Source organism: Halostella litorea, assembly GCF_004785955.1.
In the GTDB taxonomy this organism is placed as follows: domain Archaea; phylum Halobacteriota; class Halobacteria; order Halobacteriales; family Natronoarchaeaceae; genus Halostella; species Halostella litorea.
The window spans coordinates 190120-202555 of the sequence record NZ_SJER01000001.1 but is presented as its reverse complement, the minus strand read 5'-3'; the positions used below and the strand labels follow the sequence as shown (position 1 = coordinate 202555).

At 69.9% G+C, this 12436-nt stretch carries 14 protein-coding genes; 4 read left to right on the top strand and 10 right to left on the bottom strand.

What is annotated here, in order from left to right; genetic code table 11:
- Positions 1-81 precede the first annotated feature (81 nt).
- Positions 82-603, bottom strand: coding sequence for a winged helix-turn-helix domain-containing protein (locus EYW40_RS06480; protein ID WP_135820820.1), 522 nt, complete (start codon positions 601-603; stop codon positions 82-84).
- A gap of 270 nt (positions 604-873) precedes the next feature.
- Positions 874-1533 (bottom strand): helix-turn-helix domain-containing protein, encoded by a 660-nt coding sequence (locus EYW40_RS06475; protein ID WP_135820819.1) that lies wholly within the window; start codon positions 1531-1533, stop codon positions 874-876.
- A gap of 105 nt (positions 1534-1638) precedes the next feature.
- Between EYW40_RS06475 and EYW40_RS06470 the strand changes: the two genes are divergently transcribed.
- A complete protein-coding gene (locus tag EYW40_RS06470; RefSeq protein WP_135820818.1) occupies positions 1639-3042 on the top strand; it encodes a cytochrome P450 in 1404 nt (467 codons plus the stop codon).
- A 136-nt stretch (positions 3043-3178) separates the two neighbouring features.
- Here the strand turns inward: EYW40_RS06470 and EYW40_RS06465 are convergent, their stop codons facing one another.
- Positions 3179-3385, bottom strand: a complete 207-nt coding sequence (locus EYW40_RS06465) for a cold-shock protein (RefSeq protein WP_135820817.1) — start codon at positions 3383-3385, stop codon at positions 3179-3181.
- A 172-nt stretch (positions 3386-3557) separates the two neighbouring features.
- Here EYW40_RS06465 and EYW40_RS06460 point away from each other — a divergent pair, with 172 nt between their 5' ends.
- Positions 3558-3827, top strand: a complete 270-nt coding sequence (locus tag EYW40_RS06460; protein WP_135820816.1) for a DUF7571 family protein — start codon at positions 3558-3560, stop codon at positions 3825-3827.
- Positions 3828-4005: 178 nt separating this feature from the next.
- Here the strand turns inward: EYW40_RS06460 and EYW40_RS06455 are convergent, their stop codons facing one another.
- The 7 genes from EYW40_RS06455 to EYW40_RS06425 all read right to left on the bottom strand — a co-directional run bounded on the left by EYW40_RS06455 (position 4006) and on the right by EYW40_RS06425 (position 10953).
- Positions 4006-4326, bottom strand: coding sequence for a DUF8022 family protein (locus EYW40_RS06455; RefSeq protein WP_135820815.1), 321 nt, complete (start codon positions 4324-4326; stop codon positions 4006-4008).
- A complete protein-coding gene (locus tag EYW40_RS06450; protein WP_135820814.1) occupies positions 4307-5851 on the bottom strand; it encodes an acyl-CoA carboxylase subunit beta in 1545 nt (514 codons plus the stop codon). The genes EYW40_RS06455 and EYW40_RS06450 overlap by 20 nt, the downstream gene beginning before the upstream one ends.
- Positions 5852-5950: 99 nt before the next feature.
- Complete coding sequence (locus EYW40_RS06445; protein WP_135820813.1) at positions 5951-7351, bottom strand: sodium-dependent transporter; 1401 nt, start codon at positions 7349-7351, stop codon at positions 5951-5953.
- A gap of 105 nt (positions 7352-7456) precedes the next feature.
- The gene (locus EYW40_RS06440) at positions 7457-7681 is read right to left on the bottom strand and encodes a DUF7130 family rubredoxin-like protein (protein WP_135820812.1); all 225 of its coding nucleotides are present in this window, start codon (positions 7679-7681) and stop codon (positions 7457-7459) included.
- Between the two features lie 100 nt (positions 7682-7781).
- Positions 7782-9125, bottom strand: coding sequence for a sodium-dependent transporter (locus tag EYW40_RS06435; protein WP_135820811.1), 1344 nt, complete (start codon positions 9123-9125; stop codon positions 7782-7784).
- Positions 9126-9239: 114 nt separating this feature from the next.
- Positions 9240-9950, bottom strand: a complete 711-nt coding sequence (locus EYW40_RS06430) for an SDR family oxidoreductase (protein ID WP_135820810.1) — start codon at positions 9948-9950, stop codon at positions 9240-9242.
- Positions 9951-9996: 46 nt separating this feature from the next.
- Positions 9997-10953, bottom strand: a complete 957-nt coding sequence (locus EYW40_RS06425) for an NADPH:quinone reductase (RefSeq protein ID WP_135820809.1) — start codon at positions 10951-10953, stop codon at positions 9997-9999.
- A 110-nt stretch (positions 10954-11063) separates the two neighbouring features.
- On the opposite strand from EYW40_RS06425, the gene EYW40_RS06420 reads away from it, so the two are divergent.
- Both EYW40_RS06420 and EYW40_RS06415 read left to right on the top strand, forming a co-directional pair.
- Complete coding sequence (locus EYW40_RS06420) at positions 11064-11717, top strand: SdpI family protein (protein ID WP_135820808.1); 654 nt, start codon at positions 11064-11066, stop codon at positions 11715-11717.
- 36 nt (positions 11718-11753) lie between these two features.
- Positions 11754-12431, top strand: coding sequence for a glycerophosphodiester phosphodiesterase (locus tag EYW40_RS06415; protein ID WP_135820807.1), 678 nt, complete (start codon positions 11754-11756; stop codon positions 12429-12431).
- Positions 12432-12436: the final 5 nt, after the last annotated feature.

Here is a 12436-nt window from a genome sequence, read left to right as displayed (position 1 = left end):
CGCCTTGGCCTACACTCAAACTACGATCGGTGGGGAACGGCTGTATGCGGTCCGGTTCCGGGAACGTCGCGTTTCGCGGACCTAGTCATCGTCGGGCGTCCCCATGTGGTCGAACAGGCCCGGGGAGGTGCCGAATTTCAGCACGTTGGACATCGTCGAACTGCGGATGTTGTTGATGACTTTCCCGTGGTTCTTGTAGAACTCGTGTATCCACCGGGACTCCGTCTCCTGGTCCGGGAACATCATCACGGTCTTCCACTGGTACTCGCCGTCGGCCAGGAAGTAGAATATCGTGTACTGGCTGTCGCGGATGTACTCCATCGTTTCGCGCCAGTGTTCCGCGAAGTACTCGGGGTTGAACTTGAACTCCAGTAGCGCGAACGTGAAATACGACTCGTGGGGGAGGATCGCCTCCTGAAAGACGCCCTCCTCCCGCATATTGCGGATCGATTTGCTCACCGTGACGTGGCTCACGTCGATGTCGTGTTCCGTTTTCAATACGTCGGTGAGTTCCCGCGCCGACAGCTGTGGGTCGCGAGCCAACTCCTTGAGGATAATCACGTCCCGCTCTTTGAACTCCCAGTCCGGGGTCCTTTCGCTCATCCGTTATCCGACGTTGAATTCCACGTGCAGAGAGTTTTTCGATCCGGTAAGCCCGCACGATATTTATTTACCAATGGGTTTGGGGAGACACACTGGGCTTTTCAACGCAAGTCCTCCTCGGTCGGCATGAGTCGCGATCCGTCCCGGGCCTGCGCCGGTGTAGAGCATGTCCTCGGCTTGGGCGTGCCCTCGGCCGGCAGTCGGAACACCCGGGTGTGTACGGGAGTTTCCGCACCGCATCCGCCCGGTCACCGCGACCGGTCGCCTCGCTCACCGCCCCGCGACCCGCGTCATCACCGCCGCCTCCGCCTTCCGGAGGTGGTTCGAGGCGGTGCTCTCCGCACAGCCGAGTTCGGCCGCCACGTCGGCCAGCGACGCCGACCGCGGCACCTCGTAGTAGCCAAGATCCGCGGCGACCCGGACCGCCTCGGACTGGCGGTCGGTCAGCGCGCCCGCGAGCGTCGGCTCCCGCCGGTCGAACTCGCCGATGCCGTTGACCCGCACGTCGATCCCGGGCGGTAGCCCGTCGAGCATCGCCCGGACGTCCTCGCTCGCGCCGACGACGACCATCCGCATCGCCGCCTCGTCGTCGTACACGATGGGCGGGACGACAACGAGGTCGAGGGCGGCGAACGCCGAGCGCCAGTCCCGGTCGGCCTCGCGGGTCTCCTGGCAGACGTAGACGTGGAACGAATCCGGGTCGACCGCCGTGCAGTCGTACCAGCGCACGGAGTCGACGCCGTCCATGGCCGCCTCGTAGCGCTCGCGGTCGCCCTCGACGTAGAACAGCGCGTACTCGACGTCCCGCTCGGGGAGGACGTTCCAGGCGCGGAGTTCCTCGCGCTCGACCGCCTCGCCCTCGCGGATGAACGCCTGCATCGGGTGCAACATCCCGTCGGGCTGGCGCAGCCGGACGTCGACGTAGTTCACGCCACTCCCTGCGGGTGCGTCCGACTAAACGGTGGCGACACGACGTATAAACTCGCTAGCTGCGCCGACAGAACTGGCTTGGCCCGGTCCGCCCTGGTCACGGGTATGGGCACGTCACGCCACACCGGCGGGTCGGACGCGGCGGACGAGGGCGACGCGGAAAGCGACGGCGACGCCGGCGGCGGGTTCCCGCCCGGCCCGTCCGGGCTGCCGCTGCTCGGGAACACCCACCAGTTCAGCCGGGACCCCCACGGCTTCTACGAGACGCTGGCCGGGTACGGCGACGTGGTCGGCTACAGCGTCGCCGGCCAGGACATGGTGACGGTGCTCCACCCCGACCACGTCGAGCGGGTCCTCGTCACCGACGCCGACAGCTACGGGAAGTGGCAGCTACAGAACTTCGGAACGTCGTTCGCCCCGAACGGCCTGCTGTTCGCCGAGGGCGAGCAGTGGCGCACGCAGCGCACGCTCGCCCAGCCGGCGTTCCAGCTCGACCGGGTCCGGGCGTACGGCGACCGGATGACGGCGTTCGCCCACGAGATGGCCGCCGAGTGGGGCGACGGCGACCGCGTCGTCGCGAACGAGCGGTTCTCCGACCTGACGCTGCGGATCCTCGCCGACTCGCTGTTCGACGTGGACGTCGACGCCGACGGCCGGGGCGAGGCGATCACCCGCGCGGCCGACGAACTGAACCGCCGCGCGGACTCGTCGAGCGCCACGGCGTTCGTCCCGGAGTGGGTGCCGACGCCCGCGAACCGCCGGTTCAAGCGCGCCCAGGCCGACTTCGCCGACGCCGTCGACGAGCTGATCGCCGCCCGCCGCGCCGATCCGGAGGGCCACGACGACCTGCTGGCGATGCTGATGGCCGCCGGCGAGGACGGCGAGGGCATGAGCGACGAGGAACTGCGCGACACGACGCTCACCTTCCTCTTCGCCGGCCACGAGACCACCTCGCTCGCGCTCACCTACACCGCCTACCTGCTCGCCGAGCACCCCGACGTCCGTGAGCGGCTGGAAGCCGAACTGGACGACGCGCTCGGCGGCGGTCCCCCTGACGTGCTCGACCTCCCCGCGCTCGACTACCTCGATTCGGTCTGCCGGGAGTCGCTCCGGCTCTACCCGCCGGCGTACGTGATCTTCCGGGAGACCCGCGAGCCGGTCGAACTCGGCGGCTACCGGATCCCCGCCGACACGAAGATGACCCTCCCGCAGTTCAAGATCCACCGCGACGGGCGGTGGTACGATGACCCCGACGCGTTCCGCCCCGACCGCTGGACCGACGAGTTCGAGGCCGACCTCCCCGACTACGCCTACTTCCCCTTCGGCGGCGGCCCGCGCCACTGCATCGGGATGCGCTTCGCCCGGATGGAGCTGAAGCTGGTGCTCGCGACGCTGCTCCAGCGCGTGCGCTTCGACTACGTCGGCGACGAACCGCCCCAGCCGACGATGGCCGCGTCGTACCAGCCGGAGGGCGACGTGACGTTCCGCGTCGAGCGGCGGGAAGGGTAGCCGGTCCTGCGGTTCCTCTATTGAGGATAGGTTCCGACCCTCGATTTCGGGGGGCGGATCGAACGCCGTCGCTTCCCGGATAGCCGTTCGAAAAATTTCGGGTGTCGGTCGTCGCCGTGGGCGACGAGCGTTCGTGTTACTGCCGGACGACGTTCGCCGCGCGCGGGCCCTTCTCCGAGGACTCGATGTCGAACTCGACCTCGGTCCCTTCCGTCAGGTCCTCGCCGCCGACGTCCTCCATGTGGAAGAACACGTCCTCGTCATCGTCGAGGTCGCCGTCGTCAGTCGAAATGAAACCGTAGCCGCCAGTGTCGTTGAAGAAATCAACTTTGCCGTGTGCCATTGTAAACAAACGTTGGCGGCAGTGACGGATAACCCTTCCGAGGGTCCCGGTACCACGCCTCCTCCGGTAGCCTCGCGGCGCGGATCGCACGGACCGGGCGTTCGTCTGGACGGTCGGGCCGGCGTCGGAGGCAGGTATTTACCGTGCGGTCACCAGGGTAGCATGCATCGTCATGAAACCGTGCCAGAACTGTCGGACGGTCATCGACGAGTATCTCCTCGACAAACAGCTGGAACCCCTGCGCGAACTCACGGCCGACGACTTCGGCGTCTGTGCGGACTGCGCGACCGTCGTCGCGGATGCGTGCGTGAAATGTGGCGGCGCGGTGTACGTTCCCCGAAACGGCTCCGTCACCCCGGACTACTGTCCGGCGTGTCGGTCCGACCTCCTGGACCGCACCGGCCACGACCCCGGCTGGACGCGGGGCCAGGCGTCCACCTGACCGGCAGTCGATCTCGGACGCCGTTTTCGTGAGTGGTTCAGCGAGGAACGTCCGTGGTGGGACCGGCGTACTGGCTTCGCATAGTGACGTTTCGACCCGCTCACAGGGGTTTCGACCGTGTTGCAGAATACAGAACCCGCGCTATACTGGAAGGACGCGGGAGAACCTGCCCCGACGGTCAGAGCCGGTCGGCCCGCCCGGCCGCCGTCCAGCCGTCGGTGGGTGCGCCCTCGGGCACGCGGACCGTCCGGCCCTGCGTCGCCTCGACGCGGCCGGCGAAGGTCCAGCGCTCGCCGTCCCACCTCTCCTCGGTCGCGGCGGCGGCCTCGGCCGCGGCGACCTCGCGGTCCCGCAGGTGCGCGCCGACCGCCGCGGCGATGGCCGCGGCCTCCTGGGGCGACGCGTCGTCGGGCACGTCGAGGGTCACGTCGCCGGGCAGCAGGTCCGGCACCTCGCCGTCGGCGTCCGCCGCCCTCGCCTCAGAGCGGGATGTTTCCATGTTTCTTGTCGGGCCCGTCCTCGCGCTTCGAGCGCAGCATCTCCAGGTCCTGGATGAGCCGCGGCCGCGTCTCGGTCGGTTCGATCACGTCGTCGAGGAAGCCCCGATCGGCGGCGGTGTAGGGGTTGGCGAACTCCTCGCGGTACTCGTCGATGAGCTCCTGGCGGAGCGCCTCGGTGTCGTCGGCCGCCTCCAGTTCGTCGTCGTACAGCAGGTTCACCGCGCCCTGTGGCCCCATGACGGCGATCTCGGCGGTCGGCCAGGCGTAGTTGACGTCAGCGCCGAGGTGCTTCGAGGACATGACGCAGTACGCGCCGCCGTAGGCCTTCCGCGTGATGACGGTGAGCAGCGGCACGGTGGCCTCGCTGAACGCGTACAGCAGCTTCGCGCCGTGGCGGATGATCCCGCGGTGCTCCTGGTCCGTGCCGGGCATGTAGCCGGGCACGTCGACGAACGTCACGATGGGGACGTTGAAGGAGTCGCAGGTACGCACGAACCGCGAGGCCTTCATCGAGGCGTCGACGGTGAGCGTCCCCGCGTTGACCCGCGGCTGGTTGGCGACGACCCCGACCGAGCGGCCGTCGAGGCGGGCGAAGCCGACGACGACGTTCTTGGCGAAGTTGGCGTTCACCTCGAAGAACGACCCCTCGTCGACGACCGAGCCGATCACGTCGGTCATGTCGTAGGGCTTCTGCGGGCTGTCGGGGACGATGTCGGTCAGCGCGTCGTCGCGGCGCTCGGGGTCGTCCCACGGCTCGACGCGCGGGGGGTCCTCGACGTTGTTCTGCGGGAGGTAGGAGAGCAGCCGTCGGATGCGGTCAAGCGCCGCCTCGTCGTCCTCGCAGGCGAACTGCGCGATGCCGGTCTTCGAGGAGTGGGTCATCGCGCCGCCCAGTTCCTCGTGGGTCACCTCCTCGCCGGTGACCGTCTCGGTGACGCCGGGGCCGGTGATGTACATGTGGCTCGTGTCCTTCACCATGAAGATGAAGTCGGTGATCGAGGGGGAGTACACCGCGCCGCCGGCGCAGGGACCCATGATGCCGGATATCTGGGGGATGACGCCGCTTGCCTGCTGGTTGCGGTGGAAGATGTCGGCGAAGCCGCCGAGGCTGGCGACGCCCTCCTGGATGCGCGCGCCGGCGGAGTCGTTGAGGCCGACCAGCGGCGCGCCCACCTCCATGGCCATGTCCATGACCTTGCATATCTTCTCGGCGAACACCTCGCCCAGCGACCCGCCGAACACGGTGAAGTCGTGGGCGAACACGAACGTCTTCCGGCCGTTGACCTCGCCGTAGCCGGTGACGACCCCGTCGGTGAGCACCTGCTTTTCCTCCATCCCGAAGTTGTGCGAGCGGTGGGTGCGGAACTGGTCGAACTCGTTGAACGTTCCGTCGTCGAGGAAGTACTCGATCCGCTCGCGGGCGGTCATCTTCCCCTTCTCGTGCTGGGACTCGATCCGGGCCTCTCCGCCCCCCTGCTCGGCCTCCTCGCGGAGGTCCCGGAGCTCGTCGATGCGGTCGTCCATCGTCACGGTCTGACCCTCCCGTGTCTCATCGTTGACCGATCGCACTACCAGGGAAGGGAAAAGGTTTCCGTACGACGGAGTCGCGTCGCCGCCCCCGGACTACACCACCGACCCGGCCCGCCGGAGCGCGGCGAACGCGGCGAGGGCGGCCGCCGCGGTCAGCCCGACGACCGCGCCGGTGCCCAGCGAGACGCCCGCGATCCCGAGCACGCCCGTAATGACCGTGAAGATGAGAAACACGGGGAGCGCGACGCCGACGACGAACAGCCACGGCGTCGCGAGCGCGTCGCCGAGCGAGCCGGCGCCCTCGCGGAACTCCTCGACGGCGTCCCGGCCGAGCACCCAGCCCGCGAACAGCAGGAAGGCAAGCAGGCCGGCCGCCAGCAGCAGGTCCACGAGCGTCGAGGCGACGAAGTCGAACACCGCCGGCCGGAGCGCGTTGACCGCGCCGAGGACGAGAAACAGCGCTGAGAGGCCGGCCGTCGCGTCGCGCCGGGCGACGCCGTGTTCGTCCGCGAGGTAGGCGACGGGGAGTTCGAGCATGCTGATCGAACTCGACAGCGCCGCGAGCGTCATCACGGCGAAGAAGACGACGGCGACGACCCGGCCGCCGGGCAGCGTGGCGAAGGCGCTGGCGAGGCTGACGAAGAGCGCGCCGGGGCCGCTTCCGCCGACCGGCAGGTCGCCCGCGAACAGGAGCGGGAACACGACCAGCCCCGCGACGACGCCGACGAGCGTGTTGAGCACCGCGATGGTCGCGCCGTCGGCCGGGAGCGACCGGTCCTCACCGAGGTAGGAGGCGTAGGTGATCATCGTCCCGGCCCCGACCGAGAGGGTAAACAGCGCCTGCCCGAGCGCCGCGCCGAGCACCGACGCGAAGTTCGCCCGGAGGTAACCCAGATCGAAGGCGAGGAAGTACTCGAACCCGCCGGCGGCGCCGGGCAGCGTCGCGGCCCACGCGGCGAGGCCGACCAGCAGGGCGGCGATGGCGGGCATCATCACCTTCGTCGCCAGTTCGATCCCCTTGCGGACGCCCGCGAGGACGATGCCGGCCGTCAGCAGCAGGAAGACGGCGTGGTACCCGACGGCGGCGGGGCCGAAGGAGACGCTCTCGAAGTACGGCCCCGGCGCGTCGAAGTACGCGCCGCTGGCGCTGGCGACGAGGTAGCGCAGTATCCACCCGCCCACGACGCTGTAGAACGACAGCAACAGCACCGTCGTGACGACGGGGAGCAGGCCGACGACGCCCCACCGGTCGGAGTCCGACAGGGACGCCAGCGCGCCGACGGGGTTGCGCCGCGAGCGGCGGCCGATCACGAACTCGGCGAGCAGGCCGGGGACGCCGACGGCGAGCACCAGCGCGAGATACACCAGCAGGAACGCGCTCCCGCCGTTCTCCGCCGTCATCCATGGGAACCGCCAGACGTTCCCCAGCCCGACGGCGCTGCCCACCGCCGCGAGGATGAACCCCGTCCGCGTCGTCCACGATTCGCGTGTCACTGGGAACCACTCACCCGGGGTGACAAAAGAGCGTTGCGAATTTCGAGGTGTCGGGCGACAAACTACACGATCGTCGGGGATCAGTGCGAACGTCCCCGGCCGGCCTCAGTCCTCCTGCCGGTAGTGCAGCGACTCCCGCGACGCGGCGCAGGCGGGACAGCGCTCCGGCAGCGTCCCGCCGAGTTCGCCCATCTCCCCGCAGTCCCCGCACTGCCACATCGCGTGGTCCCGAGCGCCCAGCTCCCCTACCTCGCCGATCGGTATCTCCGTCTCGTCCTTGTTTCCCTCGACCCGGTTCCCCGTCCCCGGTCGCTCGTGTTCCAGGCTCATCGCGCTAGCCACTACGCACCACGCCATGTTAAACCATGCCACTATCGGGTGTAGTCGAACTGCACAGGTGACAGATACCCGAAAGAGCCGCTGGCCGGCGTCAGACCAGCGGGATCGCGGGCGCGGAATAGATCGACGTGACGCCGAGGTACAGCGTGGCGAACACGCCCAGCAGGACGAACGTGCGAACCGACCAGAGCCACGCCATCGCGAACGTCTCGCCGCCGCCGGTACCGCGCTTTATCTCGTCGACGGCCTCGGGACCGTACACCCACCCGACGAAGACGACGCCGAGCAGCACCGACACCGGCAACAGCACCTGATAGGCGAGCGTGTCGAACCAGGTGAGCCACGCGGTGTCCAGCGCCGAGAGCGTGCCGACGGCGAACAGGCCGCCCGCGAAGGCGAACGCCACCTTCTCGCGGGCGTAGCCGTAGTTGTCGACGAAGTACGCCGTCACGACTTCGAGCAGGCTGATCGCCGAGGACAGCGCGGCGATGAGGACGACGAGGAAGAACACGACGCCGAGCGCGCGGCCGGCCACCCCGAGGTCGGTAAACGCCTGCGCGACGGAGACGAACAGCGCGCCCGGGCCGCCGGCCGCCGCGGTCTCGGGCACGTCGCCGAACTGGACGAACAGCAGCGGCACGACGACCAGGCCCGCGAGCAGGCCCACCGCCGTGTTCAGCACCACGATGAGGCCGCCGTCGGCGGGCAGGCTGTCGTCCTCGCTCAGGTAGGAGGCGTACGTGATCATCGCGCCCATCCCAAGCGAGAGCGAGAAGAACGCCTGGCTGACGGCGAACGGCACGACCTCGCCGAGGTTGTTCGAAAGGTAGCCGAAGTCCGGCGAGAGGTAGAAGCCGTACGCCGGCCCCGCCCCGTCGAGCGTGAACGCGTAGACCGCGAGGCCGACGAGGATGACGACGATGGAGGGGACCATCAGCTTCGTCGCCCGCTCGATCCCCTCCTCGATGCCGAACGCGACGATGACGGCGGTCAGCCCCATGAACAGCGCGTGGAAGGCGACCGCGTCCCACCCGGCCGACACCGCGTTGAAGTAGGTGCCCGCGCCGTCGAAGTACGCGCCCGTCGCGCTGCCGACGATGTAGCGGATCACCCACCCGCCGACGACGCTGTAGTACGAGAGGATCCACATCCCGATGAACAGCCCCAGCGCGCCGACCACCGTCCACGCCGGCCGCCCGAGCCGTTTGAACGCCTCGACCGCGTTGATCTCCGCCCGTCGCCCCACGACGAACTCCCCGAGGATCGCGGGAAGCCCGATCAGCAGGGCCGCAAGCAGGTAGACGAAGACGAACGCCGCGCCCCCGTTCGTCGCCGTCTTGAAGGGGAACTGCCAGATGTTCCCCAGCCCGACTGCGCTCCCGACCGCCGCGAGGATGAACCCCAGACGGGTCCCCCACGCTTCGCGTTCAGCCATGTGTGCCGTGTTCTCAACGAAGGAACGGAAAACGACTTGCCATTCGCGGGCGGTTTGCCCGACGTTGGTTCGTCACACGGCCGTGTGGTATCCTCACAGTCGCCCGCGTGCCATTCAGGCTTCGCCGTACACGGGCACAGCCGCCCCGCTCGTGACGCTCGCGCCGTCGCTACAGAGGAACGCGACCACGTCCGCGATGTCCGCCGGGTCGACCCACGTCTCGTGGTCGGCGTCGGGCATCATCTCGCGGTTCATCGGCGTGTCGATGACGCTCGGCATGATGGCGTTGGCCCGCAGGTCGCCCTCGTTCTCCGCGGCGAGCGTCTCGGTGAGGATCCGGATGCCGGCCTTCGAGATGCGGTACGGGCCGTCGCCCTCGCCGCCCTCCAGCGAGGAACGGGCGCTGACCGAGACGATGGCGCCGCCGGCGTCCCGCAGGTGCGGGACGAAGTGCTTCGAGGCGAGAAACGCCGACTGCAGGTTCACGGCCATGAGGAACTCGAACTCCGCGAGGTCGGTCTCCTCGATTGGCGTGCCGCCGCGCCACGTCCCGGCGACGTTGGCCAGCGCGTCGACGCGGCCGTGGTCGTCGACGACGGCGTCGACCACGCTCCCGACGGCGGCCTCGTCGGTGAGGTCGGCCTCGTAGAAGTGGGTGTCGTCGTCCGGGTCGAGCTGTGCGTCCTCGTCGTCGGGCGCGACCACGTCCAGGGCACACACCGTCGCGCCGGCGTCGCGGAACCGGTCGACGACCGCGCTGCCGAGCGCGCCGCTCGCGCCGGTGACGACCGCCACGCGACCGTCGAAGTCGAAGCTGACGGACATGGGGGTACGCACGGCCGCGACGGGGATAAAGCCGGGCGCCGACGGCTCAGGGCTCGACGACGAGCTTGCCGAACACGCTGTCCTCCAGCACGGCGCGCTGTGCCTCGGCGACGTCGTCGAGCCCGTACACGCCGTCGACCTCCGCGGTGAGCTGGCCCCCGCGGAGCAACACCGCGAGGCGGTCGAGCACCGCCGAGATGTCCGGGGTGTTGAACATGCTCATCAGGTGGACCCGGAGCTCCTTCGAGCGTGCGGCGGGCGTGTTCGAGAAGCCGCTCTCCGTGCTGTTGCCGCCGATGCCCGCGATCCGGGCGCCGTGGGCGGCCACGTCGGCGTCGAACTGGAGGTAGTCGTCGAGGCGGTGGTCGAGGATCACGTCCGGCGCGCCGGCGTCGGTCACGGCCGCCGCCAGGTCGTCGCGGTCGTAGTCGATCACCGCGCCGGCCCCGAGCGACCGGAGCCGGTCGTGGTACTGCGGCGCGGCCGTGGTCGTGACCTGCGCGCCCGCCGCGGCGGCTATCTGGACGGCGGCGTGGCCGACGCCCCCGCTGCCGCCGTGGACGAGACAGCGCTCGGCCGGCTCCAGTTCCGCGTGGTCGATCAGGGCGCGCCACGCCGTGACGCCGGCGACCCCGACGCCGGCCCCCTCGCGGGCGCTCGCCCCCGGCGGGAGGTGTGCCACGCGGTCGGTCGGCGCCACGGCGTACTCCGCGCAGGACCCCTGACGGTCGTTGCCCAGCCCGGTGCCGAACACCCGGTCGCCGGGGGCGAACCCGTCGACGCCCTCGCCGACCGCCGCCACCTCGCCGGCGAAGTCGGTCCCGGGGATCATCGGTAGCTCGGCCGGTTCGTACGACCCCTCGCGGAAGTACGTGTCCACGGGGTTGACCGCGGCGGCCTCGACCGCGACGAGGACCTCCCCGCGCCCCGGCTCGGGCCGCGGCACGTCCTCGACCCGTAGCACGTCGCGCCCGCCGTGTTCGTGGTAGCGAACTGCTCGCATGCGTCCCACCACGGAGGCGGCGGGCAAAAGGATGTCGCGAACCCGACCGGAACGGTTCGGCCGCCGCGCCGCGGGAAGAGGCTTTGTACCGGCGGGCCGATCCGTCGCGCATGCAGGTCAGCAAGCGCACGCTCGCCAGCCTCGCGCTGGTCGCGGCGATGGTCGCCGCGAGCGCCCTCCTCTACGACCGGCTCCCGGAACAGCTGGCGACCCACTGGAACGCCGACAACGCCGTGGACGACACGCTCCCCCGGGCGCTGGGGCTCGCGCTGTTCCCGGCGCTGGGCCTCGGCCTCGCCGGGCTGTTCGCGCTGGTCCCGCGGATCGACCCGCTGGGCGAGAATATCGCCGAGTTCCGGACCGCCTACGACGTCATGGCAGTCACGAGCGTCGCCCTGTTGGCCTACGTGCAGGCGCTGGTGCTCTGGTGGAACCTCGGCAACGAGTTCGCCGTCTCCGCGGCAGTCGCCCCCGCGGTGGCGGCGGTGTACGTCGTCAGCGGCTACGCCGTCGAGCGCGCCGAGCGCAACTGGTTCGTCGGCTTCCGCACGCCGTGGACGCTCTCCGACGAGCGCGTCTGGGAGCGGACCCACCGCCGCGGCGGCCGGCTGCTGAAGGTCGCGGGCATCGTCGCGGCCGCCGGCGTCCTCTTCCCGGAGTACGCCATCGCCCTGCTCGTCGCGCCGATCCTGCTGGTCGCCGCCTACACGACCGTCTACTCCTACGTCGAGTACCGACGGCTCGACCGGGCGAACGCCGGGTGAGCAACGTTTTTGCCGGACCGCTCCGTGGCCTCTCCCGTGGACCTGATCGCCCACCGCGGCTTCGCCGCTGAGGCCCCCGAAAACACGGTCGCCGCCGTCGAGCGGGCGGGCGCGCTGGCCGACGCCGTCGAGGTCGACGTGCGCCGCTGTGGCTCCGGCGAACTCGTCGTCGTCCACGACGCGACCGTCGATCGCGTGACCGACACAAGCGGGCGGATCGACGAGTTCCCGCTGGCCGAACTCCGGGCGCTGGACGTGCTCGGCTCCGGCGAGGGGATCCCCTCGCTGTCGGCCGTCCTCGACGCCGTGCCCGCCGGGACGACGGTGAACCTCGAACTCAAGGAGGCGGGGCTGGCGGCGGACGCGCTCGCCGCCGCCGACGACGCGGGCGTCGACGTCCTCGTCTCGGCGTTCGAACCGGCCGCCCTCCGGGACGTCCGCGACGTCGCCCCCGACGTGCCGACGGCCTACCTCTGTACGCACCGGGACGACGCGCCCGTCGCGACCGCCCGGCGGCTGGGGTGTGACGCCCTCCACCCGTCGGTCCCGCTCTGTCTCACGACCCGGACCGTCGGCCGCGCCCGGGACGCGGGGCTCGCGGTGAACGCCTGGACGGTGAACCGCGCGGTCGTCGTGCGTATGCTCTCGGTCCCCGGGGTCGACGGCGTCATCGCGGACGCGTCCGACGTGTGTGCGCCGAGAGCGGGAACGTAAACGGA

Excerpts from the sequence above, each read along its gene's own strand:
- EYW40_RS06480 (WP_135820820.1), bottom strand. The coding sequence starts at position 603 with ATGAGCGAAAGGACCCCGGACTGGGAGTTCAAAGAGCGGGACGTGATT.
- EYW40_RS06470 (WP_135820818.1), top strand. The coding sequence starts at position 1,639 with ATGGGCACGTCACGCCACACCGGCGGGTCGGACGCGGCGGACGAGGGC.
- EYW40_RS06465 (WP_135820817.1), bottom strand. The coding sequence starts at position 3,385 with ATGGCACACGGCAAAGTTGATTTCTTCAACGACACTGGCGGCTACGGT.
- EYW40_RS06460 (WP_135820816.1), top strand. The coding sequence starts at position 3,558 with ATGAAACCGTGCCAGAACTGTCGGACGGTCATCGACGAGTATCTCCTC.
- EYW40_RS06455 (WP_135820815.1), bottom strand. The coding sequence starts at position 4,326 with ATGGAAACATCCCGCTCTGAGGCGAGGGCGGCGGACGCCGACGGCGAG.
- EYW40_RS06450 (WP_135820814.1), bottom strand. The coding sequence starts at position 5,851 with ATGGACGACCGCATCGACGAGCTCCGGGACCTCCGCGAGGAGGCCGAG.
- EYW40_RS06440 (WP_135820812.1), bottom strand. The coding sequence starts at position 7,681 with ATGAGCCTGGAACACGAGCGACCGGGGACGGGGAACCGGGTCGAGGGA.
- EYW40_RS06435 (WP_135820811.1), bottom strand. The coding sequence starts at position 9,125 with ATGGCTGAACGCGAAGCGTGGGGGACCCGTCTGGGGTTCATCCTCGCG.
- EYW40_RS06430 (WP_135820810.1), bottom strand. The coding sequence starts at position 9,950 with ATGTCCGTCAGCTTCGACTTCGACGGTCGCGTGGCGGTCGTCACCGGC.
- EYW40_RS06425 (WP_135820809.1), bottom strand. The coding sequence starts at position 10,953 with ATGCGAGCAGTTCGCTACCACGAACACGGCGGGCGCGACGTGCTACGG.
- EYW40_RS06420 (WP_135820808.1), top strand. The coding sequence starts at position 11,064 with ATGCAGGTCAGCAAGCGCACGCTCGCCAGCCTCGCGCTGGTCGCGGCG.